The organism is Achromobacter sp. (assembly GCF_057314935.1).
Genome location: NZ_DBHKZA010000082.1, coordinates 1 through 25751 on the forward strand (window position 1 = coordinate 1; position 25751 = coordinate 25751).

Below are 25751 nucleotides of genomic sequence, written 5' to 3' on the forward strand. Positions count from 1 at the left end.
TGCGAAGGAGCGAGACTATAGCACAAGTTTTGGCGCTGTCATGCGCGGGAAGCAAGAAAATTCCCAGTGCATCGGGCCGGCGGCTGCCTGCATCTGCCTCCCTCTATATATAGCGGCCAGGATTTGCCAACCTCTCTATATATAGTTGCCCTGCCCGGCTTGCCTCTCCTTGGGGTACGTTTACTATTCGCCTGTACGCCGTACCTAATTGGAGACGAACACGCTATGCCCCCAGCCATCGCCCTGAGCGAAGACATCCTGATCAACGTCACCCCCTTTGAAACCCGCGTCGCGCTGGTGGAATTGGGGTCCGTACAGGAGCTGCACGTGGAACGCAGCATCCAGCGGGGCCATGTCGGCAATATCTATCTGGGACGGGTGGTTCGCGTGCTGCCCGGCATGCAAAGCGCTTTTATCGATATCGGGCTGGAGCGCGCGGCCTTCATCCATATCGCCGACCTGCGCGAGAACCGGGGTGAACGCAGCCAGGGCCTGACGCCGACGCCCATCGAAAAGCTGCTGTTTGAGGGACAGACCATCATGGTCCAGGTGGTCAAGGACCCCTTGGGCACCAAGGGCGCGCGCCTGTCGACCCAGATCAGCATGGCCGGGCGGATGCTGGTGTATCTGCCGCATGACCCGCACATCGGTATTTCGCAGAAGATCGATTCCGAGTCCGAGCGCATCCAACTGCGGGAACGCGTGCAGGCGTTGATGCCCGCCGAGGAAAAAGGCGGATTCATCGTCCGCACCCAGGCCGAGGGCGCCAACGACGAGGAACTGACGGCTGACCTGGAGTATCTGCGCAAGCTTTGGGCCAGCGTTCAGGCCGCGGCCCGCACACAGACCGCCCCCGCCCTGCTTCACCAGGACCTGACGCTGGCGCAACGCGTGCTGCGCGACATGGTGGGACCGGGTACGGGCACCATTCTGGTGGATTCGCGCACCACCAGCGCGGCCATGCTGGAATGGGCGCGCATTTACACGCCGTCGGTGGTGGACCGCATCCAGCACTACAGCGGTGAACGGCCGCTGTTCGATACCGCCAACGTGGATGACGAGATCGCGCGCGCGCTATCGCGCCGCGTGGACCTGAAATCCGGCGGATACCTGATCATCGACCAGACCGAAGCGCTGACGACGGTGGACGTCAATACCGGTGGCTTCGTCGGCGGACGCAATTTCGACGACACCATCTTCAAGACGAACCTGGAAGCGGCGCAGGCCATTGCCCGCCAGCTTCGGCTGCGCAACCTGGGTGGCATCGTCATCCTGGACTTCATCGACATGGAAGAACAGGAGCATCGCGATACGGTTCTGGCCGAACTCAAAAAGGCCCTGTCGCGCGACCGCACGCGCATGACCGTCAACGGCTTCACGCAATTGGGCCTGGTGGAGATGACGCGCAAGCGCACGCGCGATTCGCTGGCGCATCAGCTGTGCGAGCCCTGCCCCATGTGTGAGTCACGCGGCAATGTGCGCACGCCGCGCACGGTCTGCTATGAGATCCTGCGCGAGATCCTGCGCGAAGCACGCCAGTTCAACCCCAAGGAATTCCGCATTCTTGCCTCGCAAGACGTGGTGGACCTGTTCCTGGAAGAAGAAAGCCAACACCTGGCGATGCTGGGCGACTTCGTGGGCAAGCGCGTATCGCTGGAAGTGGAGAGCACGTACTCGCAAGAAAAATACGACATCATCCTGGTCTGACCTTCACTGCCCGCCCCCCACCCGATAAATGGATCTGACGCTGGCCCGAATCCTGCTGTTCGGCTTGAGCCTGGCGGGCATTCCGCTGCTCGTCTTCGCCATACGCTTGATCTCGGGCGCCTTCGCGGAGAAGATCATCGTCGAAGTGCCTCATACTCAAAAAGAGGCGCCGTTTTCGATTGCCAGAGCGGGCACCTATTCCATCTGGCAAAAGGCGCCGCTGTTCAAGAGGACGCCCGTCGGCGAATTCCGTCCCGAAATCCGATCCGTCCAGTCGGACAGGCCTTTGGCGCTGCGCGCCTCTCTGTTGCGGCCCACAGTCAACAACGGACTTACGGGCCGGATGGAGCTGTTCACGTTCTTCGCTCCCGCCGGCCAATACAGGATCTCCTTGGCGAAAGGCGCAAGCGTATCCAGGATTGAACTGGCGCTGTCGACGCTGCTGCCGATCCGGACGACGGCCGCCCCCGCCGACTATTCCCTGCAGGTGACGAAAGCGCGGTCGCCGTTCATTCTGCTGGCGGCGATCTTTCTGTGCCTTATCGCGGCGGGCTGCATCATTGGCGGATTTGTTCTGGGGATATTGGCGCATCAACTGGTCGCATAGACCGCAGGAGCGCACTGCTTATCTCGCGCACTAACAGGTTGACGATTTCTTTTCAACGCGATCTGTATGGATTGTGTGTCTTAACAATTCGATTGAAATGAAGTTTGAAACCGATGGCGGCGAGAAAGGGCAGCCGATAAGCTGCGGGCGCTTTGCGGGGTATAGCCCCGCCTGGCGCTTTTTTCTTATGCTTTCGGAGGTCAATGCAATGAAGTCCCTATTCCGTCCGTTCCTGGTGCTGGTCGCGGCGTTGCCGCTGGTACTGGCGGCCTGCGGCGACAAGGAGCCTGAACAGCGCGCGGCATTCACGCAGTTCCTGCAAACCCGCATCGTCGACAAACCCGGCGTGCGCGTCCCCACGCTGACGGATGAAGAGAAGAAGTCCTTTGGCGATTATGCGGCGCACTACGCCGTGATCACCGACTTCAATTCCAGCATGGACGCATCGGTCAAGCCGCTGTCGGGCATCATGCAGAAGGGCGCCGTGCGTTCGCTGAACGATATCCTGACACGCCGCGATGACCTGAAAAACGTGCAGACGTCCATCAACGAAATGGGCGCGGCCTTGAAGGAACAGAAATCGAAAGCCGATGCCGCCCGTGCGCAGTTGAAGCAGCCTGATGACCTGAAGGCCGTGTACGACAAGGCCTACGACAAGACCGTGAGCCTGCCGGCCGATACGTTCCGCGATGTGTTGCCGCAGCTGAACGCCACGTTCGACAGCAGCTTGAAGATCGCCGATTACGTCGATGCGCATAAAGCGCAGATCGAGATCTCCGGCCCCGTGGTCAAGGTGCAGGATCCGGCCGTGCAAGCCGAGCTGAATCAGCTGCTGCAAGACCTGAATGCGCAGGCAAAGAACCTGCAACAGGCCAACACGCGCATGCAAGCCGTCATGCTGGGCCGTTGATTGGCGGCCGGCCGCGCCGCGGACGATCAGATCGTGGCCACCTGGTTCCGGCCGGATTTCTTGGCCTGGTAGACCGCCGCATCGGCGGCTTCCACCAAGGCGGATGCCTCGTCGTCCGCCTTGGGTTCGGCGGTGGCGACGCCGATGCTGACGGTGACCCAGCCGCCGTCATTGTCCTGGTGCAACACGCGCAGTTCCGCGATCGCGCGCCGGATCGTCTCCGCGATGCCCATCGCACGTTGCCGGCTGGTGTTCGGCAGCAACACCACGAACTCTTCGCCCCCGTAGCGCGCCGCCAGATCGCGCGGACGGCGGGCTTTTTTCTTTAGCGTGGACGCGATCCGCTTGAGCAATTCGTCGCCTTCCTGATGGCCATAGCGATCGTTATAGAGCTTGAAGCGGTCGGCATCCAGGAACAGCAGCGACAGCGGTTGGCCGTCGCGCCGCGCAGCCTGCCATTCGCGCGCCAGCGCTTCATCGAACGTGCGGCGGTTGGGGATGCCGGTCAGGCCGTCGGTCTGCGCCTGTATTTCGAGCTGTGTCTCGAAAGCGCGCCTTAAGCGCATCTCGCGCCGGAACAGCACGATCTGCGCCATGACCGACAGGAACAACGCCAGCGTGACCGGAACGACCAGCGCGGCGCGCCGGACCCAGGGTTCCAGGATGTCGTCCACCGCCAGCGCCACGTTGATGACCAGCGGCGTGTTGTCGATCTTCTGGAACGTGTGCAAGCGCTTGACGCCGTCCGGCGACAACGTGCCGACGAACGCGCCCTCGCGGCGGACCAGGAATTGCTGGAAATCCTGCGGGAAATCGAATTCGCGGCCCATGTCCGACGCCGAGTAGGGATTGCGGACGAGCACCACGCCGTCGTTGCGGAACACGGTGATCGCGTCGCGTTCGCCGATCGACAGCGTGCCAAAACGGTCACGGAAGTACGCCAGCCGCAGCGAACCGACGACGACGCCCGCGAAACTGCCGTCCGGACGGGAAATCCGCCGGCTGATGGCGATGCTCTCGTCTCCGCCGCGCAAGGGACTGCGATACGGACGGCTGACATACATGCCGACGTCGTCGGCGTCGCGATGGACCTGGAAGTAGTCCCAATCGGAGAAATTCCGTTCGGAGGGGCTGATGTCGACCGAGGCGTAGCGCACGTTGCCGTTTTCGTCGAGCACGCCGATGGCGCCCAGGTATTCCGCCGAGGACGAACGGTCGAACAGGAACCGATGCAGCGCTTCGCCTTTGACGAGTTCGATGCCGGGTTCGCGCAGGCGTTCGACCACCTCTTGCAGCGACAGGTCGTACACGTGCAGCGTGCGGCTGATGTCGGCCGCCAGCACGCCGGTCAGGTTATGCCCTGCCGTATAGGCGGATTCCCAGGTCAGGCGCCTGTCGATCCACAGCAATGCCACCGCGGCCGCACAGATGCCGATCGCGACCAGCCCGGCCAGCGCATACAGGGTGCGATGCAAAAATCCACGGGACTTCAATGCGGCGCTCCTTCACGATGGCGGTCGGGATGTCGTGGCTGACGCCTATGGCGCCGTATCCGGGAAGATAATGCCGCTACCCTGCGCCCCGCGCAAGATCGCGGGCGGCACGCCAGCGCACAACTCCGTGCATCGCCCGCGCCGCCCAGCTACGATGTCGCACCTATGAACCACAACGATCGCATTTACAGCCTGCCCCGCTGGCAGGTCACCCAATGGCTGGTCAATCCCGGAGGGGATGTGCCGGCGGAAATCCGCGTGGCGCTGATCGGCGGGCTGTTCGGATCACTGCCCATCTTCTTTGGCGGCATCATCAACACCTTGCTGGTGGCCGCCCTGATCACCTTTCGCCACCCCGAGCCGGCATTCTTGCTGTGGCTCGCGCTGGAGTTGCTGGTCTGCCTGTCGCGGATCAGGGTGCTGACCACTGCCCGCAAGGCGGCTTCCGCAAAGCTGCCCACGCCCACCGATCTGTATGTGGTGCTGGCCCTGCTGTGGGCGTCGAGCGTAGGCTACGGCACGTTCATCAGCTTGATCAGCGGCGACTGGATCGCGGCGACCGTGGCCTGCCTGTCCGCCGCGTCGATGGTGGGCGGCATTTGCGTACGCAATTTCGGCGCGCCGCGGATGTCGGCGGTCATGGTGGCGCTGAGCGTCGGCCCCTGCGCGATGGGCGCCCTGTTCATCCACGAGCCGATTTTCTGGTTGGTGCTGGTGCAGGTGCCGCTTTACATGACGTCCATGTCGATGGCGTCATACCGGCTGAATGGGATGCTGGTGTCGACAATGCTGGCAGAACGCGAGAACGACCGGCATGCGCGCCAGGATTCACTGACCGGCCTGCTGAACCGCCACGGACTGTTCCAGGCATTGGACCAGGCCGTGGCCGACGCCCGTTCGGGCCACGGGGAATTCGCCGTGCTGTATCTGGATCTGGATGGATTCAAGGCGGTGAACGACACCTATGGGCATGCGGCGGGCGACGCCCTGCTCAAGCAGGTCTCGGAACGCCTGTCGACGTTGATGCCTGACGGGGCCGTGGCCGCGCGTATCGGCGGCGATGAATTCGTGCTGCTGATCCGCCAAGGCTCCGACAGCGAGGCGCAGGCGATTGGCGACCGGATCGTGCAATCCGTCTCGCAACCCTATGATCTGGAACAGGAAAATCTGATTTCCATTGGCGGCAGCGTCGGTATTGCGCTGATTCCCCGCCACGGCGCCGACAGGGCGGCCGTCCTGCATGCGGCGGACCGGGCGCTTTACCTGGCGAAATCGGCCGGCAAACGCCGCACAGCAATGGCGCAAGCCTGAACTCCGGACGCCCCGCGCCCGGAGCTGCCCTTACGACACCGCCGTGGCGGCGATGCGGAAGGGAAAGGCGCGGACGCCCCGTACCTTGTCGGTCTCGCGTTGCGCGTTGATCGCCCAGGCAGGGCCAGCCCCGCCGGTGGACGACATCAGCTGGCGCATGGCGCCAGCCGAGAACCCGCACTGCAAGGCCAAGGCCTGGCGCCGGGCAAGCTCAACACCTACAGCGTGCGGCGTCGTGAAACTACGATCCGATTGCAGCATGGCAGCCCCCTGGCAAATGCTCTTCATCAGTGAAGAGTCATTGCAAATGAGACTACCCCAGTCTTTCGGGTTTGCGCGTGAAATGATACGTAAAGTAATGCAAAGATGCGGAAATAGAGCGCGCGAAATAAGTCTGTCATGCCAATGGGTTAGCGGCGGCCTCGGCGGTTTCGCGGTCTGGCTTGTCGTTCTTGCCGTCCGCCGGGCCCGTCATGTTGCCGTATAGCAGTGAACGGCCGGCAAACAGCCCGCCGGCCACTTCAAGATCGAAACGCTCGGTGTCGCGCCGGCGGACGTCTTCCACCACCTCGGCGGCCTCGTCGGCCGGAACGCCGATGACGCGCAGCGCGGCTTCGCCGAACACCAGAGCGGATTCCAGGGTTTCGCGAACCTGGTAGTCGACCCCCTCCTTGGCCAGCGCCAGGGAGTGGATCCGGTCGTAGGCGCGCACCACCACCCGGACCAGCGGGAATTCGGACTTGATCAGCTTGACCATGTGATTGACGGCCTGGGGATTGTCGATACAGATCAGAATGGCGCACGCGTGTTCGGCGCCGGCGGTGCGCAGCATGTCGATTCTTGTTCCGTCCCCGTAATAGACCTTGACCCCCCACTTGGCTGCCGCCCGGATCGCGTCGGTGTCGGTATCCAGGATGGATACCTTCAGGTCGCGGGCCAGCATCGCTTGCGTGACGATCTGGCCGAACCGGCCGAAACCGACGATCAAGGCGCAGCCGTCCAGATCCTTGGCGACATCCACGTCGTCCATGGAGGGGGCGGGCTTGGGCAGCAACCAACGCAGCGCCAGCACGCACAGCGGCGTCAGCGCCATGGAAATGATGACAACGGCCGTCAGGACCGCACCGGTATGGGCGTCGAAGATGCCCGCCGCGGCCGCCGCGCCGTAGAGCACGAAGGCGAACTCGCCGCCCTGGGCAAGCAGCGCGGTGCGGGTCATGGCTTCGGCGTGGGAGGCACGCAGCAGCCGCGCCACCACGTACACGCCCATCGACTTCACCAGCATGAACACCAGCACGGCCGCCAGGATCAACGGCCATTCCCGGGCCACGGCGGACAGGTCGAGCGACATGCCCACGCCCAGGAAGAACAGACCCAGCAAGATCCCGCGGAAGGGTTCGACCTCGGCCTCCAATTGGTGGCGGAACGTGGATTCGGACAACAGCACGCCAGCCAGGAACGCGCCCATCGCCATCGACAGGCCGCCCAGTTCCATCAAGAGCGCCGCCCCCAGCACGACCAGCAAGGCAGCAGCCGTCATGACTTCACGCGCATGGGCCGCCGCCAATAGCCGGAACAGCGGATTCAGCAGCCAGCGGCCCGCCGCCAGCAGGGCAAGGATGCATCCCACCGCAATCGCGGACTGCGTCCAGGGATCGCCATGCTCGGCGCCACCCGCCGGCGCCAGCAAGGCGACGAGCGCCAGCAGCGGCACGATGGCCAGGTCTTCCAGCAGCAGGATGGAGACGATACGCTGGCCTTGCCCGGTCGCGCTGTCGCCGCGTTCACCCAGGATCTGCATCACGATGGCCGTGGACGACAGCACGAACCCCATCGCCGCCATGAAGGCAGCGGGACCGGACAGGCCGGCCAGCAGGCCGACCACCGTCAGCAGCGCGCCGCACGTCACGACCTGGGCCACGCCCAGGCCGAAGATTTCGCCGCGCAGCTTCCACAGGCGCGACGGCTGCATTTCAAGCCCGATGATGAACAGGAACATCACCACGCCGAGTTCGGCGACGTGCAGGATGGATTTGGGATCGGAGAAAAAACCGATCCCGAAAGGGCCGATGGCCAGGCCCGCCGCCAGGTAGCCCAGCACGGACCCCAGCCCCAGCCGCTTGAAGATCGGTACGGCGATGACGGCCGCGCCCAGCAAGACGACGACGTTGACGAGTTGATTGCCTTCGGTAGGCAGAGCCATGAGGCGCTCCAGGTTGTACAGCGGGGGCCTGCTCCATTTTCCGGCAATCCGGGGGATTGGCAATCCGGAACTACGGCAGGCTGAAGACAAAAAAACCGCCACGAATTGTGGCGGTTGGAGGGGTGTCGGTCGCGGTCAGTCGTCGCGGAACTGCATCTTGTAGAGCGAGGCGTACAGGCCGTTGGCGGCCAACAGCTCCGAATGCGGGCCTTGTTCGACGATCTTGCCGGCGTCCAGCACGATGATGCGGTCCGCATTCTGGACGGTCGACAGGCGGTGCGCGATGACAAGTGTGGTACGGCCCTTCATCAGGCGTTCGAGCGAGGCCTGGACCTGTCGCTCGGACTCGTTGTCCAGCGCGGACGTGGCTTCGTCCAGGATCAGGATGGGCGCATTCTTGATCAGGGCGCGGGCGATCGCCAGGCGCTGGCGCTGGCCGCCTGACAGGCGCGCGGCGTTCTCGCCCACCGGGGTATTGATGCCCTGCGGCAGGCCTTCCACGAATTCCAGCAGGTTGGCGGCCGCCAGGGCGTCGCGCACCTTCTGTTCGCTGGATTTGCCCAACGCGCCATAGCCGACGTTGGCCGCGATGGTGTCGTCGAACAGCACCACGTCCTGGCTGACCAGCGACAGGTGCGAGCGCAGGCTGCGCAAGGTCAGGTCGTTGATGGGCGTGTCGTCCACCAGGATCGACCCGCCGTCGGCCAGCACGAAGCGCGGCAGCATGTTGACAAGCGTCGTCTTGCCGCTGCCGGACCGGCCCACCAGGGCGACGGTCTGGCCGGGTTCGACGACGAAGGAAATGTCGTTGACCGTGTCGCGGTCGGCGTCGGGAAAGCGGTGCTTGACGTTGCGGAATTCCACCTTGCCGCGCACGGGCTCGGCCAATTCCTTCGTGCCGGTGTCGTTCTCGGGCGTCTGGTCGATCAGCGTGAACACGCTTTCCGCCGACACCAGCATCTTCTGCATGCGGGCCGCGACGTTGGTCAGGCGCTTGATGGGGTCGAAAATCTGCGCCAGCGCAGCCATGAAGGAAGCGAAGCTGCCGACGGTGAGCGCCCCGCTGTTGGCCTGGCTGAGCGCGACGGCGATGACCGCGCCGACCGAAATGGAGATGCAGACCTGCGTCAGGGGCGTCAGGGCGGCGTCGGCCGTGGCGGTGCGCATGGCGAAGCGGCGCAGGCGGCGGCTGACAAAATCGAAACGGCCGCGTTCGACTTCATAGCCGTCGAACAGCTTGATGACGCGCTGGCCGTCGATGCCTTCGCCGACCACGCGGGTCAGTTCGGCGTTCATGTTGACGGTGTCGCGGTTGATGCGGCGCAGGCGCTTGATGAAGAAGCGCGAGATCAGCACCGATACCGGCAGCATGATCAGGATGATCAGCGTCAGCACCCACGACATGTAGAGCAGCACGCAAATCAGCGCCAGCACCACCAGCGTTTCGCGCACCAGCACCGTGATGACGTCGGTGGCATAGCCCGTGACGTTGCCGGCGTCGATCGTGAAGCGGTTGAGGAGCCGGCCGGTGTCGCCGCGCTTGAAGTCCGAATCGGGCAGGCCGAGCAGCCGTTCGAACATGTCGCGGCGCATGCCCAGCAGCACATTGTTGGCCACCCAGGCCAGCAGGTAGTCGCTGAAGAAGTTGCAGATCCCGCGCAGCAGGATCAGACCCACGACCGCCAGCGGCAAGGCCCAGACATAATAGGGCTTGGCCCCGGAAAAGCCGCCGTCCAGCAAGGGCTTCATAATGACGGCCAGAACGGGTTGCGTGGCCGCCGCGCCCGCCATCAGCAGGACAGCCAGCAGCAAGCCCTTCCAGTAGGAACCCACGCGGCTGTAGATCCGGCTCCAGAGTTCAGACTTGACGGGGTTGGAATCCGCGGGTGCGTTGCGTACGGCAGAATTCAAAGGGAACACTCGCTTTTATACAATTGTGCCCGGGATTGTACCGGCTACGCGCCGCCGCGCTGTAGCGCCCACCCTCATTTCAGCCCCTATCGCCCCTCGCCCGCCCATGTCCGAAATCAGTTGCTTGTACGTCCGGTTACCCAATTGGGTGGGCGATGTTTGCATGAGCCTGCCCAGCCTGCGCGCGCTGCAGGCCAGCGGCCTGCCCCTGGTGATCTGCGCCCGTCCGTGGGCCCGCGACCTGCTCGATGGCGTGCCCAAGCAGGATTTCATCCCCATGCGCGGCAAGGTCGGCCCCGACCGGGCGGCAGTCAGCGCCCACCGGCGCAGCCTGGGCGCCCTGGGCCGCCGCGCCCGCGGCCTGTTGCTGCCGGATTCGCTGTCCAGCGCCCTGGTCTTCCGGCTGGCGGGACTGCCTTCTGCCGGCTACCGGGACGATGGCCGCAGCTTCCTGCTGCGCTGGCCTGTCGCCAAGCCCGCCGAGTCGTTGCACGCCGTGCAGTCCTGGCACCACCTCACCCGCGAGGCGCTGACCCGCTGGGGCCTGCCGTCCGGCCCCGCCCAGCCGGGCCCGACCCTGGACCTTCCGCTGACGCCCGCCCACCAGGAGGCCGCCGACCAGGCGCTGCTGGCCGCCGGGCTCACCGCCCAGCGCTTTGTGCTGATCGCCCCGACGGCCACCGGCCTGCACAAGGGCAAGATCAAGGTGTGGCCCGGATTCGATACACTGACCCGCGCCTTGCAGGCAGGCGGCCATACCGTGGTAATGTGCCCCCCTCCGGCCGAAACCGACGAAGCGCGTCGCAATGCGCCCACCGCGCAGTTGCTGCCCCCCCTGTCGCTGGGCGCCTTCGCCGCGTTGACGGCACGGGCGGCGCTGGTGATTTGTAACGACTCCGGCGTCTCGCACGTCGCCGCGGCGGCGTCCGCCCGGGAACTCGCGCTGTTCGGCGTGACCCGACCGGGACGGACCGGTCCGTGGTCGCCCCGGGCGGTATGCGTCGGATCGGAGCTGGCTTGGCCGTCCGTCGAAGAAGTAGAACAGCAGGCTATCACCCTGCTGGGCGGGACGAAGTAATCAGGATAGTTTTGACATGACCTTTTCCAGCTACCTCACGAATCTGATCATTCCTTACAACCTGTGCGTGACCTTGGTCATCATCGGTCTGGTGCTGGGCCTGTTCCGGCTGCGCAAGACCGGCGGCGCCGTCATTGCCGCGGGTCTGCTATGGGCCCTGGCGTGGTCGCTGCCGGCCACCTCGCTGTGGCTGGGCGGCGCGCTGGAAAGCCGCTATCCGCACCTGCCTCCGGCGGATTCGCCGACGGCGGACGCCATCGTGGTGCTGGGCGGCAATACGGCCAATGGCCGGGCCAACTGGTTCCTGCCCTATGACAAGGAAACCGCGGTAGTGCGCGTGGACACGGCAGCCCAGCTTTATCTGGCCGGCCGCGCCCCCAAGGTAGTGTTGTCGGGCGGCGCGCTGGAAGGCGATGTCAGCGAGGCCCGCGGCATGGCGCATGCCATCCGTCAGCAAGGCGTGCCCGAAAACGCCCTGATCCTGGAAAACTCCAGCCGCACCACCTATGAAAACGCCGCCCTGACCGAAGATACGTTGAAGTCGCGCGGCATCGGCAAGGTGTTGCTGGTGACCTCGGCGCTGCACATGCCGCGTGCGATGGCGGCCTTCTCCAAGCAAGGCGTGGAGGCCATCGCCGCCCCTGCCCCGCCGCAGATCGTGGCGCCCACGGATGGTTCGCTGTCGCTGTGGATGCCCGACCAGCGCACTTTCGACGCCAGCCGCTCCATCATCAAGGAATACGCCGGCCTGTTCGTGTATTGGCTGCGCGGATGGGTATGAGTTTGACGGCAGCGCCTGCCCTGGACTGCCGGGCGGGCTGCGGCGCCTGTTGCATCGCCCCGTCGATCACCCGGCCGATTCCGGGGATGCCTGACGGCAAGCCGGCGGGCGTGCCCTGTATTCAGCTGCTGCCGGACATGCGCTGCGCGATCTTCGGGCAGCCCTCGCGGCCGGATTTCTGCGGCGGCTTGCAACCCCAGCACGACATGTGCGGCCCCGACCGCGAACACGCGGTCCGATGGCTGGCGGAACTGGAGCGGGCCACCGCGCCGGGGCATTAAGATCCGCGCAGCGTGGCGGCCACACCTGCTGCCCGCTCAGTTGCGCGCTTCCAGCACCTTTTCGTACAGCTCCTCATACCTTGAGGCAACCGTTTCCCAGCTTTGGTCGCGGGCGATCTCCAGGCCGCGTTCGGTCAATGCCGCGCGCAACTCGGGTTCCGAGCCCAGCCGTTCCAGCGCTTGCGCCAGTTGGGCGCCATCGCGCGGATCTTGCAGGATCAAGGCGTCCTTGCCGGCGGAAAGGTACTGCGCAAAACCGCAATAGGCCGGCGAACTGACCACCACCGGCAGGCCGTGCGACATGGCCTCCAGCGGCGCCATGCCATAGCTGTCGTTGAGCGTGGGATGCGCATAGATGTCCGCCGCGCTGAAATACTGGGCCACCTCGGGCGTAGGATCGACCAGCGTGACGCGATGGGCGATGCCGGTGGCGGCACGGACCCGGTCGCGGGTGGGCTCGTCCGCCCCCACGACCAGCAGCTTGTAATGCGCCGGCAACTGCGCCAATGCGTCCAGCAAGGCGGGCAACCCCTTTCGCAAGGGATTGCGGGCCACCAGCAGGCAACCGACCGTGCCCGCCTCCCAGCCCAGGCGGGCGCGGGTGGCTTCACGCCCGCTGGCGTCTTCAGCCGACGGCAATTTGACGCCGGGCGCGATGATGTCCACGGCCAACTGCTGCCCATAACTGCGGTGAAGCTGATCCATGATCAGGCCGGACACGGCTACCACGCGCCGCGCGGGCGCACCGCGGACCCGCAACTTTTCCAGCAGCAGATAGGTGGCCAGCCGCGGGCTCAGCCAGGCCGTCACGCGCGCCAGCGGCCTGACGCGGGTGACGCGGTTGTAGCGCACCGGCGTCACGTGCATGACCTGGATCTCTCCGGCCCAGCCGTTCATGTGCGAATGCACGATGTCGAATTTCCCGCGGGTGAGCCGGTCGGCCCGCCACGCGAAATACAGCACCCGCATCCAGCTGGGCAGCCAACCGGGAAAGCGCACCGGCAGGAAACGGAACGGCAGGTCGCTGTCGAAGTCGCGCGCCACGATGGAGACATCGTGGCGCTGGCCCAGGACGCGCATCAGCTCCACGCCATAGGCTTCCGCGCCTCCGAAGCGATTGCCGAAGCGGTCGACCAACAGCGCAATGCGAAGCCGCCGCTCAGCGGCGCCGGCGCGTGTCTTCATACCGGGTCAGGCATTTCTGCAGGAAGCGGATGATATTGGTGGAACGCGCCACGGTCACCCGGGGCAGTCCGAATGGATCGTCGGACGCCGCTGCCAAGCCGCGCTGGGTCAGCGTGGCGTTGTCGTAGCCGGCCTCGCGCACCATGACGCGGTGCTCCGGCCCGTGATCGCCATAGGGGTAGCAGAACGCCGTGACGGGCGCGCCAAGCGCCTGTTCCAGCTCGTCCTTGGATTCGATGATCTGGCGCCGCGCTTCCTCGGGCGGCATTTCGGGCAAATGCACATGGTCCAGCGTATGCGAGCCGACCTCGTTGCCGGCCTGCGCCCATTCGCGCATTTCCTGCACGGTCATCAGGGCCGAAAAGGGAATGCCCTTTGCATGGTCCCAGACGTTGCTGCCGTCGAACTGGCGCGCGACAAAATAATTGGTGGCGGTAAAGCCGAGCTCGCTCAGCACCGGCATCGCGTTGCGATGCACATTGCGGTAGCCGTCGTCGAACGTGACGCCGAACACCTTGCCCTGGCGCTCGCCGCGCACATAGGGCATGACGTCGCGCATCGACAGGCCGCGGTAGCCCAGCCGGCGCATCCAGCGCATCTGGCGGGCAAAGCTGTCGGGATGTACGGTCAACCCGCGAAACGGCGTGCCCTTGGGGTTGGGCTCGCCGATCTGGTGGTACATGAGAATGGGGATAGACATAGGGCCGATTATAGAGCCCGGCGTCCATCCAGCGTACGCTGGTAGACATCCACTGTGGCGGCGGCGAAACGGTCCAGATTGAAGTCGCGCAGGCTGGTTTCGCGGGCCCGGGCGCCCATGGCGCGCACCACATCCGGATGGTCCAGCATGAACCGCAGCTTGGCCGTCATGGCGGGCACGTCGCGTACCGGCACGATCCAGCCGTCCACGCCGTCGGTCACGTTCTCGGGCAGCCCGCCCACGTCGGTCACCAGCGCGGGCAGCCCCAGGCCCATGATCTCGCGGCATGCGAAGGAAAGCGCTTCGCGATAGGACAGCACGAAGCCGGCATGGCAGGACGCCAACGCAGCCCGCACGTCATCGAGCAGCCCGGGGAAGCGGACTTGATCGATCATGCCCAGCTCGCGCACGCGGGCCAGCTTGGCCTCGGACGGCGGATCGCCGGCCACCATCAGCAGCACGCGCGCCTTGTCGGCCGGCGGCAACGCGGCAACGGCGGCCACGAGGTCCAGCCAGCCCTTGTCGTAGTCCGTGCCGCCCGCGCTGCCCAGCAGCAGCTTGCCCTGCCAGGCCTGGCCGAAGATCAGCGCGCGCAGCTTGTCCAGGCTTTCGGGAGGAGGCGGAGCGAAGAAGTTCGTGTCGATGCCGTGCCGGATGGTGGTGATGGGGCGCTTGCTGTAGGGCGAACGCTGCATCAGGCCATGGACGTAGTCGCTGACGGCAATGCCGTGGTCGGTCGCCAACGCGACCCGCAGCTTGTGGCCGAAGCTCGAGAGCGGATGGTCGTTGTGCTTGGTGAACACGATGCGCGGACGGCGGGCCATGCCCAGCGTCGCCAGCATCACCTGCTTGTGATCGGCCGATCCGTTGACGTGGATGATGTCGAAACGCCCGGCCTTGATCAGGCGGCGCAGCTTGGAGCGGTCCTTGAACCAGGAGGACGGGCGCGTCGTGTACTGCATGTCGACCACCGTCACGCCGGGAATGGCGCGGGCGTAGCGGTGCAGCCGGCTGGTGGCGGGCGCCGCCACGGTGATCTCGTGATCCCGCGCCAGGGCCTTCGCCAGGTTGATGATGTAGGTGACGTGCCCCCCGCCGTTGCCGGCGTGGAAGTTCGTGTACAGGATCTTCACTTCTGCTTCTCGGCCAGGAACATCAGCTTGGAATAGCGGAAGAAACTGCCTGCCGCCGCCGTCACCGCCAGCACCAGGCCGTGCCTGCCGTCCAGGAAGCCGCGCCGGATGAGATAAATGCGCACGAAGGTCCAGAAACCGTGGCCCAAGGCGCCGAAGACCGACGTGCGGCGCCCCTTGGCATACATCATCGCCGCCGCGTCCGACGAATAGCGATTGACCTTGTTGATCAGCGCATCCAGGTTGTCGTACGGATAATGATTGAAGTAGCCCTGCAGCTTCACGGGCTGGCCGTTGGCCGGCACCACGCGCTCATGCACGGCGGCGTCGGTGAAGCGTGCCGTGCCGCGCTTGAAGAGACGCAGCACGTAATCGGGCCACCAGCCGCTGTGGCGGATGTCCTTGCCGCAGAAATTCGATAGCCGGGCGATCTCGTAGGCATCGGCGCGCGGGTTCGCCAGCACGTCCTGGATTTCGCGGGCCAACTCGGGCGTGACGCGCTCGTCGGCGTCGATGGACAGCACCCAGTCACCGGTCGCCAGATCCAGCGCGCGGTTCTTCTGAGGGCCGAAGCCAGGCCAGTCGGAGGTGATTTCGACGCGTGCGCCGAGTGCCTGCGCCAGTTCGACAGTGCCGTCGGTGCTGCCCGAATCCACCACGATGAATTCGTCGGCGAAGGCCACGGACTTAAGGCAGGCGGCGATGTTCGCCGCTTCGTTCTTGGTGATGATGATGACTGATAGCTTCATCCGCGATTCCTAAGACGCTTTTTCCAGGCTTTCCAGGCGTGGTAGCGCGGCCCCCAGAATGGGTCGCGCGACAGCCAGATGCGCCGGTTCAGCCAGGATCCTCCCTGGTTGCGCACCGCGAAACGGTAGATGTGCTCGGGGTCCGCGCCGGGGGTGTTCTGCCCGAAAGGGTCGGTAGTGTACAAGTGAGCAAAGCCCGCCTGCCGCGCGGCGGCGACGTAATCCGCATCGAAATAGCCTTGCGGCCAGCAGAGATGGTCGCTGACGGATCCCAGGCGGCGAACGAGGGTGTCGCGGGAATCGTGAAGCTCCTGGGCGATGTGGTCGCGCTTGGCGTCCACGTCGGCGCCACAGACCTTGTCCCAGCGCGTGTGGGTGTGCGTATGGGAATGGAATTCGAAGGTGCCCGCGGCCTGCATGGCTTCGATCTCGCTCCAGCGCAGCATGGCCTCATCGGCACGGCCGGCCGCCACCAGTTGCTTGCAGGCGTCGTGGTCGGGCGTGGCCGGCAAGGGGCCGCCCTGCCCTGCATGCGCGCGCACGGGGCCGTCGCCGATCCAGCCCGTGATGGTGAACAGCACGGCGCGCATGCCATGGCGCGCCAGCACGGGATGCGCGTGCACCCAATTATTCAGGTAGCCGTCGTCGAAGGTGATCAGCACCGAACGCTCGGGCACCGCGCCGCCGGCCAGGTAGGCGGCGAACTGGGCGGCGGACAGCGATTGGTAGCCGGCCCGCGCCAGGCGCGAAACCTGGGCCTCGAACACGTCCGGCGTGGCTGCGATCATGCCGCCCGCAGGGGTGACATGGTGGTACATCAGCACCGGGACGTTGGGCGCATTCATCCCGCGCGCTCCGCCAGCCACTTCCAATAGACGGCTTCCGTGGTTTCGGCCAGGCGGGCGGGCGAAAACACGGCCTCTTCCCAGACCATCTTGCGGCCGGCGTCGCCCATGCGGCGGCGCAGCGCCGGATCATCGATCAGGCGCTGCAGGGCCTCGGTGAGCGCTTGGGGATTCTTGGGCGGCACCAGGACGCCGGTCTCGCCGTTGCGGAACATCTCGGACACGCCGCCCACATCCGTGCCGATCACCGGCAGGCCGCTGGCCTGCGCTTCGACATAGACGGTGCCGGACGCTTCCTGCTGCGTGGCCAGGGCAAACACGTCGAATCCCGCCAGCAGGTTGGGCACGTCGCGCCGCATGCCCATCAGATGGATGCGGTCTTGCAAGCCCAGCGTGGCCACGTAGTCCTGGGTCTGCTCGAAGACGGGCGAACCGCCGCCGACGAACACCAGGTGCAGCTTGGGCCGGCTAGCCATCAACGGCACAATCGCGTCGATCAGGTCCTTGTGGCCCTTGGTGGCGCGCATGACCGCCACGCAACCGACGACGATATCGTCGTCCGCCAGGCCAAGCTCATCGCGCAGAGTCGAGCGTTCGACAGGCGGCGGCAGCACGATAGGCGAATAGACGGTGGCCACCTTGTTGGCCGGCACGCCGCGTTCGATCAGGTATTCGCGCACATGATCACTGACCGTCGTGACCCTGTGCGGCAGACAGGTATAGGACCACATCGATCCCACCTTGTTGGAAAGGTGGCGGGTCCGCACGATCAACGGGGTGCCCGCCAATCTGGCGGCCAGCGCCGCAATGACCGTATCGCGCCGGCTGTGGGTGTTGAGCACGTCGAAGCGCCCTTCCTTCAGGATGCCGCGCACGGCGGCCACACCCTTCAGGTAATTCACCGGCCCGTCCATCGCGACCTTGTGCACGGTGAAACCGGCATCGGAGAGGCGTTCGACCAGCAGGGCCCTAGGCTGGCAGATGGCTTCGATATGGTGGCCGCGCGCGCGCATGGCCGTCATTTCCTTGAAGATCCGCCCTTCCTGACCGCCAAAGCTGGTGGCGGCTTCCGAATGCACGATACGCAGTTTTCGCATCAATAGGTGACCTCTACTCCGTTGGGTTTGGTCCAGGCGTTCAGGTTTTCAAGCAGCGTGTCTGCCATGCGGACCCGCCACTCTTCGCCCAGCCGGACCGTGCACAGGAAATTGTTCTTGGTGTAGACGATATCGACCGGCACGCCGGGGATGCCGTTTTCGGGTTCGGCCCGGAACGGGTTCAGCATCTGGCGCAGACGCGCCGCGTCGGCCGTTCCATTGAGCTTGACCCGCAGGGACTTGGCACGCGCTTCGCGGGCCAGTTGCAGGTCGTACAGCTGTTCGGCCACGATGCGCATGCCGCCGGAATAATCGTCGTTGCTGACCTTGCCCTGGACGATGACCAGCTGGTCTTCGCGCAGGCGGTTGCGGTGCTTTTCGTAGAGCTCGTTGAATACCGAGATTTCCACCTGCGCCGTGCCGTCGTCCAGCACGGCGAACACCATCTTGCCGCGGCGGGTCATCATGACGCGCACGCTGGCCAGCACGCCGCACATCCATTGCAGGTCGCGCTGCGGCTCCACGCGCGCCAGCTGCATCGGCACGATGCGGCGCACTTCATCGCGCCATGCGTCGAACAGGTGGCCGCTGTAGTAGTAGCCCAGCGCGGACTTTTCTTCCGTCAGCTTCTTGTGCAGGTCCCAGGGCGCGACCTTGGCCAGTTCGCCCGCGACCACGTCGCCGCTGTCGTCGCCGAACAGCGAGGCCTGGTTGGCGCTGCGGGCCGCCTGCTCGGCGGCTTCCATGGCCGTGGGCACCGAGGCCAGCATCGCGGCGCGGTTCGGTTCGATGGTGTCGAAGGCGCCCGCCTTGATCAGGGCTTCGATGGTGCGGCGGTTGACGGCCTGCTTGCCCACGCGGCGGCAGAAGTCGAACAGGTTCAGGAACGGACCGCCTTCCTTGCGGGCGCGCAGGATGTCTTCGACGGCGCCCTGCCCGGTGCCCTTGACCGCCCCCAGGCCGTAGCGCATCGTGCGCGGCGGCTTGCCTTTTTCGGTGTGCTTGTCGGCCACCGGCTCGAACCGGAAGCCCGAGAAATTGACGTCAGGCGGCAGCACCTCGACGCCGTTGTCCTGGGCGTCGCGGCAGAAGATCTGGACCTTGTCCGTATCGTCCATATCGGAGGACATGGTGGCGGCCAGGAATTCCGTCGGGTGATAGGCCTTGAGCCAGGCGGTCTGGTACGAGATCAGCGCGTACGCGGCCGAGTGCGACTTGTTGAAGCCGTAGCCCGCGAACTTTTCCATCAGGTCGAAGAGTTTGACCGCCAGGTCGGGATCGTGGCCCTTTTCCTTGGCGCCTTGCTCGAACAGTTCGCGGTGCTTGGCCATTTCCTCGGGCTTTTTCTTGCCCATGGCGCGGCGCAGCAGGTCGGCGCCGCCCAGCGAGTAGCCCCCGATGATCTGCGAGATCAGCATCACCTGTTCCTGGTAGACGATGACCCCGTAGGTGCTCTTCAGGGTGCTTTCCAGGTCGTTGTGGAAATAGTCCACTGCGGCGCGGCCGTGCTTGCGGTTGACGAAGTCATCCACCATGCCCGATTCCAGCGGCCCCGGGCGATACAGGGCCAGCATGGCGATGATGTCTTCGAAGGTGTTCGGCCGCAGTTTTTTCAGCAGTTCCTTCATGCCGCGCGATTCCAGCTGGAACACGGCGGTGGTGTTGGCGTCGCACAGGATCTTGTAGGCGGCCGGATCGTCGAGTTCCAGCGCCATGACGTCGAAGTCGCGCTTGTCCTCGTTGAACTGGCGCACATAGCGCACGGCCCAGTCCAGGATGGTCAAGTTGCGCAAGCCCAGGAAGTCGAACTTCACCAGACCGGCGGCTTCGACGTCGTCCTTGTCGAACTGCGAGACTGCGCTGTTCTCTTGCCCCGGCTGGCAATACAGCGGGCAGAAATCGGTAAGCTTGCCGGGCGCGATGAGCACGCCCCCGGCGTGCATGCCGATGTTGCGGGTCAGGCCTTCCAGCGGCTTGGCCAGGTCGACCAGCGCGCGCACTTCCTCTTCCTGCTCGTAGCGGTCCTTGAAGGCGGGTTCGTCCTTCAGGGTGCGTTCGAGCGTCCAGGGATCCATCGGGTTGAACGGGATCAGCTTGGACAGGCCGTCGCAGAACATGTAGGGCATGTCCAGCACGCGGCCGGCGTCGCGGACCACGGCTTTCGCGCCCAGCGTACCGAAGGTGGCGATCTGGCTCACGGCGGCGCGGCCGTACTTTTCCTTGACGTAGTCGATGACCCGTTCGCGGTTGTCCTGGCAGAAGTCGATATCGAAGTCGGGCATGGAGACCCGCTCGGGATTCAGGAAGCGCTCGAACAGCAAGTCATAGCGGATCGGGTCCAGGTCGGTGATGCCCAGCGCGTAGGCCACGAGCGAACCCGCGCCCGACCCCCGGCCCGGCCCCACCGGCACGCCGTTGTTCTTGCCCCAGTTGATGAAGTCCTGCACGATCAGGAAGTAGCCGGGAAAGCCCATCTGGATGATGGTCTTGCATTCCCAGCGCAGGCGTTCGTAGTACTGCTCGCGCTTGGACTCCCGTTCGGCCTCGTTGGGGAACAGGAACGCCATGCGCTTTTCCAGGCCCTCTTCGGACAGCTGGACGAGATAGTCGTCCAGCGTCACGCCGTCGGGCGTGGGGAAGTTGGGCAGGCGCGGTTTGCCCAGCACCAGGCTCAGGTTGCAGCGCTTGGCGATTTCGACCGTATTGGCCAGCGCCGAAGGCACGTCGGCGAAGCGCCGGGCCATTTCCTCGGAGCTGAGCAGGTACTGCTCTTTGGTGAACCGGCGCACGCGGCGCGGGTTCGCGAGGATTTCGCCTTCGGCGATGCAGACGCGGGCCTCGTGGGCCTGGAATTCGTATTCGTCCAGGAACTGCACCGGGTGCGTCGCCACGACCGGCAGGCCGGCTTCGCCCGCCAGCCGCATGGCGGCCTGCGTGTAGGCCTCGTCGCCGTCCATGCCGGCGCGCTGCAATTCGATGTAATAGCTGCCCGGGAACAAGTGCGCCCATTGCCGCGCCAGCGCCAGGGCCGATACGGCGTTGCCAGCGTCCAGCGCCTGGCCCACGTCGCCCATCCGTCCCCCTGAAAGCGCGATCAGCCCTTCCTGGCCTTGCAGCCATTCACGGCGGATTTCCGCCCGGCCCTTGCCCTGGTTCGTCAGGAAGGCCTTGGACAGCAATTCGCACAGGTTCAGATAGCCCTGATGGTTGCGCACCAGCAACAACAACCGGAACGGCTTGGCCGGATCGTCGTCGTTGGTCAGCCAGACATCGCAACCGGCAATGGGTTTCACCCCCGCGCCTCGCGCGCCCTTATAGAATTTGATCAGGCCGAAAAGGTTCGACAGATCGGTCAGCGCCACGGCCGGCTGGCCCAGCTTGGCGACGCGCTTGATGAGGTCGGAGATGCGCACGATGCCGTCCACCACCGAAAACTCGGAGTGGACGCGGAGATGCACAAAGGGGGTCGGGGTTGTTACGGCTTCGGACATAGCGGGAATTGTACCTAGTGATCCCGGTCCAAGCCGATGCGCCTGAGATTCCGCAAACGGCGCGCCACGGACCTTGTGTAACAATACTAGGTAGACATGACCCACCTGTCGCAGGACAACGATTACGTATGAAATGGCTAATACCCGGGATCTGGCTGGCCGCCATCCTGTTTGCCCACTTCCGAGGCCGAGTCAAACTGCCGCTGGGCCGGCAGATGTTGGACCACTCGGTCCTGCTGGCCCCGATCAACGCCTTCATGGTGCTGGCCTCCCGCGTGCCGTCCACGCCCTACCTGACGACGAGCGAAATCGCCGAACTCAAGGTGCTGGACGACCATTGGGAAACCATCCGCGAAGAAGCCGTGCAGATGGCCGAACTGCGCCGCATCAAGGCGGCCGACGCCCATAACGACATCGGTTTCAATTCCTTCTTCAAGTACGGCTGGAAGCGCTTTTACCTGAAGTGGTATGACGCCCGCCACCCGTCGGCCGAAGAACTGTGCCCCAAGACCGTCGCCATCCTGAAGACCCTGCCCAAGGTCAAGGCCGCGATGTTCGCCGAACTGCCGCCCGGCGGCCAGTTGAACCCGCACCGCGATCCGTTTGCCGGGTCGCTGCGCTATCACCTGGGGCTGGTGACGCCGAACGACGACCGCTGCCACATCATCGTCGACGGCGAATCCTATAGCTGGCGCGACGGCGAAAGCGTGGTGTTCGACGAAACCTATGTGCACGAAGCCTACAACCACACCGACCAGAACCGGATCATCCTGTTCTGCGATGTGGAGCGTCCGCTGAAATGGCGCTGGGCCGAGGCGTTCAACCGCTGGTTTGGCCGCGTGGTCATGTCGGCCGCCAGTTCGCCCAACGACGGTGGCGACCAGACCGGCGCCATCAACAAGCTGACGCACGCGCACTGGGTCATCGACCAGAAGCGCAAGGCCTTCAAGGCCTGGAACCGCACGGTCTACAAGGCGACCAAGTTCGGCCTGATCGCCCTGGTCGTCATCGGCTTCATCGCGCTGTAATGCCGCGGGCGGCGCCGGGCCTGCTTCGGCCCGGGGCGCCCCCCTCTCAGCTCAGGCCGCTTCACGCACGGGCAGCGTCAACAGCCCCGTGTGGTAGTCGTAGCCGTAGATCTCGCCGTACCGGCCCCATTCCACCGCGATCTTCAGGACCCGCTCGGCCTCGTCGGGCTTCAAGAATTCTTCCAGCGAATCCAGGAAGTCCTTTTCGGGCAAGGCGCCCGTGGGCTCCTGTTCCAGGCTGTGGCGGATGTGCGCGGCCAGCGGCACATGCGCCAGCAGCTGGCGTCCGAAGATGGCTTGCTTCTGCCCTTGTTCGGCCTGCACGTAGCGCTGGCCCAGCGGCGTGAGGAAGATGTCGCCGCGGTCAAGCTGGGCCAGGCCGAACAGGCCCAGCGCCTCGCAGGCCGGCAGCAGGTCATCATCGGAGATCTCGGCCTCTTCAGCCAGCTTGGGCAAATCGGCGCGGCCGTTGAACGGCGCTTCGGCCAGGACGTCCAGCACACCTTCCATGCGCTCGACCTCGGTCTGCGGAAACCGGTAGCCCAGCCCTTGCTGACGCGGCGTGGGCACGCCATGCGCGGGCCGCATCGTCATCAACGCGTAGACCTCGTCGATCAGCGCGCGCACTTGCGGCGAATCCGCATCGCGCGGCCGCGGCAGACCGATCAGCACCTGGCTGCGGACGCGGCCCGGATCGCTGTCGAACACGATGATGCGATCGGCCATCATCACCGCTTCCTCGATGTTGTGCGACACGATCAGGATGCCCTTGGTGGAAATGCGGCTTTCGTCCCAGAGTTCCAGCATGTCGTCGCGCAAGGTCTCGCCCGTCAGCACGTCCAGCGCCGAGAACGCCTCGTCCATCAGCAACACGTCGGGGTTCATGACCAGCGCGCGCGCGATGCCCACCCGCTGGCGCATGCCGCCGGACAGTTCGCGCGGCAAGGCGCCGCCGAAACCGCCCAGGCCGATCAGGTCCAGCACGGCGTCGGCCCGCTTGGCGCGCTCGGCGGCCGGCACGCCCTGGGCTTCCAAACCCAATTCGACGTTCTGCTGGGCGGTCAGCCACGGAAACAGGGCGAACGACTGGAACACCATCGCAATGCCTGCCGCGGGGCCATACACCGGCTGGCCGCGGTAGGTGACCGTGCCCTGGTCGGCATTGACCAGGCCGGCCATGATGCGCAGCAAGGTGGATTTGCCCGAGCCGGACTTGCCCAGCAAGGCCACGATTTCGCCTTCCTTCAGCGTGAAATCCACGTGTTCCAGCACGTGCCGCGCAGTACCGTCGGCAGCGCGGAACGATTTGCCGACGTCGTGCAGTTCGATCAGGACGTTGGGGTTCATGACTACTCCTAGCGGCCGCGGTCTTCGGCCAGCAGATATAGCTTGCGCCAGAAAAATCGATTCAACAGCATCACGAAGACGCACATCACGCCGATACCCAGCGCGATGCGGTGGAAATCGCCCTGCTCGGTCATCTGCTTGATGTAGCTGCCCAGGCCATCGGCGACCAGCGAGGTCTTGCCCCAGGACACGTACTCGGCCACGATGCTGGCGTTCCACGACCCGCCGCTGGCGGTGATGGCGCCGGTGATGAAGCTGGGGAAGACGGCGGGCAGATAGACCCGGCGCCAGCGCAGCCACCCTTTGAGCCCCAGGTTGTCGGCCGCCAGCCGCAGTTCGTTAGGAATGGTGGACGCGCCGGCCACGACGTTGAACAGGATGTACCACTGGGTGCCGAAGATGATCAGCGGGCTGAGCCAGATGTTCGGATTGAGCTGCCAGGCCACCATGACGTAGACCACGGCGGGAAACAGCAGGTTCACGGGGAAAGCGGCCAGGAACTGCGCGACCGCCTGCACGCGCTGCGAATATCGGGGACGCAACCCGATCCATACCGCGACCGGCACCCAGACGACCGATGCCAGCGCAATCAGGAGCATGACCCGGACCATCGTGATGCCGCCCAGGCCCAGCACGAGCAGCACTTCGCCCCAGCCCACGTCCTGGTGGACAAACACCACCAGCTTGTATGTCACCAGCAGCGCCGCGGCCGCCAGCAAGGCGTCCCAGACCCGGGCCCAGCGCGGGTCCGGGACCTTCGCCCGCGCCCGGATGGAGGTGCCGTCATACGGCACGCTGAACCACCCCAGCGCACGCCGCATGCACGCCCAGAACGCATTCGACACCGCCTGCATCCAGCGGCTGCGCCGCGTCCAGTCCAGCAGCCATGACTGCTGCGCGGCATCGCCCTGCGATTCCTCGAACCGGAACTTGTCGGCCCAGGCCAGCAGCGGCCGGAAGAAGAGCTGGTCGTACAGCAGGATGCCCGCCATCATGGCGCCGATGGCCCAGGCGATCGCGCGACCGTCCTCCGCCTGGATCGCGACGGCGATGTAGGAACCGATGCCGGGCAGCTTGATGTCCTGCCCCGCCACCGAAATGGCTTCAGCGGCCACCAGGAAGAACCAGCCGCCCGACATGGACATCATCATGTTCCACAGCAGCCCGGGCGTGGCGTAGGGCAATTCCAGCCGCCAGAACCGCTGCCAGCCCGACAGCCGGAAGATCCGGGCGGCTTCGTTCAGTTCGGCCGGCACCGTGCGCATGGATTGATACAGGCTGAAGGCCATGTTCCAGGCCTGCGAGGTGAAGATCGCGAAGATCGCCGCGCATTCCACGCCCAGCAGGTTGCCGGGGAACAGCGCGATGAACGGGGCGATGGCGATGGCCTGGAAGCCCAGGATCGGGACGGACTGCAGGATGTCCAGCATGGGGATCATCGCTTTTTCGGCCGTCCGGTACTTGGCGGCGATGGCGGCGAAGACGAAGCTGAACAGCAGGGAAAATCCCAGCGCCGTGAACATCCGGAGGATGGTGCGCAGCAGGTAATACGGCAGGTAGGCCGGATCCAGGGAGATCGGCAGTTCCTCGCCCAGCGCGAACGGACGGCTCATCTGGGAGGCGCCATAGGCCATCAAGGCCAGGATGCCCAGCACCAGGGGCAATAGCGCCCAATCCCAGCGGTTAGGGGTGGAGCGGGAGCCCGTTTTCGGGCGGGTCCGGGGGCTGAATAACTCGAACATGTCGGGGATGTTCCAGGGCGCAAGGGGAGAGGCCAGCGCATTGGAGCATAACGAGATGACGGCGGTCTGAATGCGGGGTTTGTCGTTTTTTTATGGTTTTTTTGGGCGGCGTTGAGAGGTGGGTTCTTGAGACGCCCGGCATGGCGGGGGCC

21 protein-coding genes are annotated in these 25751 nt (G+C 65.1%); 8 read left to right on the forward strand and 13 right to left on the reverse strand.

Annotated elements, in window-relative coordinates:
* The first annotated feature begins 243 nt into the window (after nt 1-243).
* From rng to ACO6D5_RS24320, 3 genes are all read left to right on the forward strand, one after another.
* Nucleotides 244-1707 carry a ribonuclease G gene (gene rng, locus ACO6D5_RS24310; RefSeq protein ID WP_485826806.1) on the forward strand — a complete coding sequence of 488 codons (1464 nt, stop codon included), beginning with the start codon at nt 244-246 and terminating at the stop codon, nt 1705-1707.
* Between the two features lie 28 nt (nt 1708-1735).
* Nucleotides 1736-2314, forward strand: a complete 579-nt coding sequence (locus tag ACO6D5_RS24315; protein WP_485826795.1) for a hypothetical protein — start codon at nt 1736-1738, stop codon at nt 2312-2314.
* Between the two features lie 208 nt (nt 2315-2522).
* A complete protein-coding gene (locus ACO6D5_RS24320) occupies nt 2523-3224 on the forward strand; it encodes a DUF3053 domain-containing protein (protein ID WP_315846835.1) in 702 nt (233 codons plus the stop codon).
* 26 nt (nt 3225-3250) lie between these two features.
* On the opposite strand, the gene ACO6D5_RS24325 is transcribed toward ACO6D5_RS24320, so the two are convergent.
* Nucleotides 3251-4717 carry a sensor domain-containing diguanylate cyclase gene (locus tag ACO6D5_RS24325; RefSeq protein ID WP_485826796.1) on the reverse strand — a complete coding sequence of 489 codons (1467 nt, stop codon included), beginning with the start codon at nt 4715-4717 and terminating at the stop codon, nt 3251-3253.
* A gap of 165 nt (nt 4718-4882) precedes the next feature.
* Between ACO6D5_RS24325 and ACO6D5_RS24330 the strand changes: the two genes are divergently transcribed.
* Nucleotides 4883-6028, forward strand: coding sequence for a GGDEF domain-containing protein (locus ACO6D5_RS24330; protein ID WP_485826797.1), 1146 nt, complete (start codon nt 4883-4885; stop codon nt 6026-6028).
* Nucleotides 6029-6058: 30 nt separating this feature from the next.
* Here ACO6D5_RS24330 and ACO6D5_RS24335 read toward each other — a convergent pair whose 3' ends face one another.
* The 3 genes from ACO6D5_RS24335 to msbA all read right to left on the reverse strand — a co-directional run bounded on the left by ACO6D5_RS24335 (nt 6059) and on the right by msbA (nt 10142).
* Nucleotides 6059-6289 carry a hypothetical protein gene (locus ACO6D5_RS24335; protein WP_485826798.1) on the reverse strand — a complete coding sequence of 77 codons (231 nt, stop codon included), beginning with the start codon at nt 6287-6289 and terminating at the stop codon, nt 6059-6061.
* A 136-nt stretch (nt 6290-6425) separates the two neighbouring features.
* The gene (locus ACO6D5_RS24340) at nt 6426-8231 is read right to left on the reverse strand and encodes a monovalent cation:proton antiporter-2 (CPA2) family protein (RefSeq protein WP_485826799.1); all 1806 of its coding nucleotides are present in this window, start codon (nt 8229-8231) and stop codon (nt 6426-6428) included.
* Between the two features lie 135 nt (nt 8232-8366).
* On the reverse strand, nt 8367-10142 hold the full coding sequence (gene msbA / locus ACO6D5_RS24345; RefSeq protein ID WP_315846840.1) for a lipid A export permease/ATP-binding protein MsbA: 1776 nt from the start codon (nt 10140-10142) through the stop codon (nt 8367-8369).
* 106 nt (nt 10143-10248) lie between these two features.
* Between msbA and ACO6D5_RS24350 the strand changes: the two genes are divergently transcribed.
* Genes ACO6D5_RS24350 through ACO6D5_RS24360 form a run of 3 tightly spaced genes read left to right on the forward strand, consistent with a single transcriptional unit; the run spans nt 10249 to nt 12282 of the window.
* Complete coding sequence (locus ACO6D5_RS24350) at nt 10249-11220, forward strand: glycosyltransferase family 9 protein (RefSeq protein ID WP_315846841.1); 972 nt, start codon at nt 10249-10251, stop codon at nt 11218-11220.
* 16 nt (nt 11221-11236) lie between these two features.
* A complete protein-coding gene (locus ACO6D5_RS24355; RefSeq protein WP_485826800.1) occupies nt 11237-12001 on the forward strand; it encodes a YdcF family protein in 765 nt (254 codons plus the stop codon).
* Entirely contained in the window at nt 11998-12282 is a 285-nt protein-coding gene (locus ACO6D5_RS24360) for a YkgJ family cysteine cluster protein (protein ID WP_485826801.1), read from the forward strand. The genes ACO6D5_RS24355 and ACO6D5_RS24360 overlap by 4 nt, the downstream gene beginning before the upstream one ends.
* A gap of 36 nt (nt 12283-12318) precedes the next feature.
* On the opposite strand, the gene ACO6D5_RS24365 is transcribed toward ACO6D5_RS24360, so the two are convergent.
* Genes ACO6D5_RS24365 through dnaE form a run of 7 tightly spaced genes read right to left on the reverse strand, consistent with a single transcriptional unit; the run spans nt 12319 to nt 21482 of the window.
* Entirely contained in the window at nt 12319-13467 is a 1149-nt protein-coding gene (locus ACO6D5_RS24365) for a glycosyltransferase family 4 protein (protein ID WP_315846844.1), read from the reverse strand.
* On the reverse strand, nt 13442-14167 hold the full coding sequence (locus ACO6D5_RS24370; protein ID WP_485826802.1) for a polysaccharide deacetylase family protein: 726 nt from the start codon (nt 14165-14167) through the stop codon (nt 13442-13444). Before ACO6D5_RS24370 ends, ACO6D5_RS24365 begins: the two co-directional genes overlap by 26 nt.
* An 8-nt stretch (nt 14168-14175) precedes the next feature.
* Entirely contained in the window at nt 14176-15300 is a 1125-nt protein-coding gene (locus tag ACO6D5_RS24375; RefSeq protein ID WP_485826803.1) for a glycosyltransferase, read from the reverse strand.
* Nucleotides 15297-16049, reverse strand: a complete 753-nt coding sequence (locus ACO6D5_RS24380; RefSeq protein ID WP_315846847.1) for a glycosyltransferase family 2 protein — start codon at nt 16047-16049, stop codon at nt 15297-15299. The genes ACO6D5_RS24375 and ACO6D5_RS24380 overlap by 4 nt, the downstream gene beginning before the upstream one ends.
* Nucleotides 16046-16894: a polysaccharide deacetylase family protein gene (locus ACO6D5_RS24385; protein WP_315846848.1), complete on the reverse strand. Its 849-nt coding sequence runs from the start codon at nt 16892-16894 to the stop codon at nt 16046-16048. Before ACO6D5_RS24385 ends, ACO6D5_RS24380 begins: the two co-directional genes overlap by 4 nt.
* Nucleotides 16891-17991, reverse strand: a complete 1101-nt coding sequence (locus ACO6D5_RS24390) for a glycosyltransferase family 4 protein (RefSeq protein WP_485826804.1) — start codon at nt 17989-17991, stop codon at nt 16891-16893. The genes ACO6D5_RS24385 and ACO6D5_RS24390 overlap by 4 nt, the downstream gene beginning before the upstream one ends.
* Nucleotides 17991-21482 (reverse strand): DNA polymerase III subunit alpha, encoded by a 3492-nt coding sequence (gene dnaE, locus ACO6D5_RS24395; RefSeq protein WP_315846850.1) that lies wholly within the window; start codon nt 21480-21482, stop codon nt 17991-17993. Before dnaE ends, ACO6D5_RS24390 begins: the two co-directional genes overlap by 1 nt.
* Before the next feature lie 128 nt (nt 21483-21610).
* Between dnaE and lpxO the strand changes: the two genes are divergently transcribed.
* The gene (gene lpxO, locus ACO6D5_RS24400) at nt 21611-22510 is read left to right on the forward strand and encodes a lipid A hydroxylase LpxO (RefSeq protein WP_006224882.1); all 900 of its coding nucleotides are present in this window, start codon (nt 21611-21613) and stop codon (nt 22508-22510) included.
* A gap of 51 nt (nt 22511-22561) precedes the next feature.
* On the opposite strand, the gene ACO6D5_RS24405 is transcribed toward lpxO, so the two are convergent.
* Both ACO6D5_RS24405 and ACO6D5_RS24410 read right to left on the reverse strand, forming a co-directional pair.
* A complete protein-coding gene (locus ACO6D5_RS24405; RefSeq protein WP_315846852.1) occupies nt 22562-23857 on the reverse strand; it encodes an ABC transporter ATP-binding protein in 1296 nt (431 codons plus the stop codon).
* Between the two features lie 8 nt (nt 23858-23865).
* A complete protein-coding gene (locus ACO6D5_RS24410) occupies nt 23866-25599 on the reverse strand; it encodes an ABC transporter permease (RefSeq protein WP_485826805.1) in 1734 nt (577 codons plus the stop codon).
* Nucleotides 25600-25751 lie beyond the last annotated feature (152 nt).

What these genes read in the sequence shown, in the direction of transcription:
- lpxO (WP_006224882.1), top strand. Translation starts at nt 21,611, where the DNA reads ATGAAATGGCTAATACCCGGGATCTGGCTGGCCGCCATCCTGTTTGCC.
- ACO6D5_RS24335 (WP_485826798.1), bottom strand. Translation starts at nt 6,289, where the DNA reads ATGCTGCAATCGGATCGTAGTTTCACGACGCCGCACGCTGTAGGTGTT.
- dnaE (WP_315846850.1), bottom strand. Translation starts at nt 21,482, where the DNA reads ATGTCCGAAGCCGTAACAACCCCGACCCCCTTTGTGCATCTCCGCGTC.
- ACO6D5_RS24350 (WP_315846841.1), top strand. Translation starts at nt 10,249, where the DNA reads ATGTCCGAAATCAGTTGCTTGTACGTCCGGTTACCCAATTGGGTGGGC.
- ACO6D5_RS24365 (WP_315846844.1), bottom strand. Translation starts at nt 13,467, where the DNA reads ATGAAGACACGCGCCGGCGCCGCTGAGCGGCGGCTTCGCATTGCGCTG.
- ACO6D5_RS24390 (WP_485826804.1), bottom strand. Translation starts at nt 17,991, where the DNA reads ATGCGAAAACTGCGTATCGTGCATTCGGAAGCCGCCACCAGCTTTGGC.
- ACO6D5_RS24330 (WP_485826797.1), top strand. Translation starts at nt 4,883, where the DNA reads ATGAACCACAACGATCGCATTTACAGCCTGCCCCGCTGGCAGGTCACC.
- ACO6D5_RS24360 (WP_485826801.1), top strand. Translation starts at nt 11,998, where the DNA reads ATGAGTTTGACGGCAGCGCCTGCCCTGGACTGCCGGGCGGGCTGCGGC.
- ACO6D5_RS24405 (WP_315846852.1), bottom strand. Translation starts at nt 23,857, where the DNA reads ATGAACCCCAACGTCCTGATCGAACTGCACGACGTCGGCAAATCGTTC.
- ACO6D5_RS24385 (WP_315846848.1), bottom strand. Translation starts at nt 16,894, where the DNA reads ATGAATGCGCCCAACGTCCCGGTGCTGATGTACCACCATGTCACCCCT.
- ACO6D5_RS24355 (WP_485826800.1), top strand. Translation starts at nt 11,237, where the DNA reads ATGACCTTTTCCAGCTACCTCACGAATCTGATCATTCCTTACAACCTG.
- ACO6D5_RS24315 (WP_485826795.1), top strand. Translation starts at nt 1,736, where the DNA reads ATGGATCTGACGCTGGCCCGAATCCTGCTGTTCGGCTTGAGCCTGGCG.
- ACO6D5_RS24320 (WP_315846835.1), top strand. Translation starts at nt 2,523, where the DNA reads ATGAAGTCCCTATTCCGTCCGTTCCTGGTGCTGGTCGCGGCGTTGCCG.
- ACO6D5_RS24340 (WP_485826799.1), bottom strand. Translation starts at nt 8,231, where the DNA reads ATGGCTCTGCCTACCGAAGGCAATCAACTCGTCAACGTCGTCGTCTTG.
- ACO6D5_RS24410 (WP_485826805.1), bottom strand. Translation starts at nt 25,599, where the DNA reads ATGTTCGAGTTATTCAGCCCCCGGACCCGCCCGAAAACGGGCTCCCGC.
- ACO6D5_RS24370 (WP_485826802.1), bottom strand. Translation starts at nt 14,167, where the DNA reads ATGTCTATCCCCATTCTCATGTACCACCAGATCGGCGAGCCCAACCCC.
- ACO6D5_RS24380 (WP_315846847.1), bottom strand. Translation starts at nt 16,049, where the DNA reads ATGAAGCTATCAGTCATCATCATCACCAAGAACGAAGCGGCGAACATC.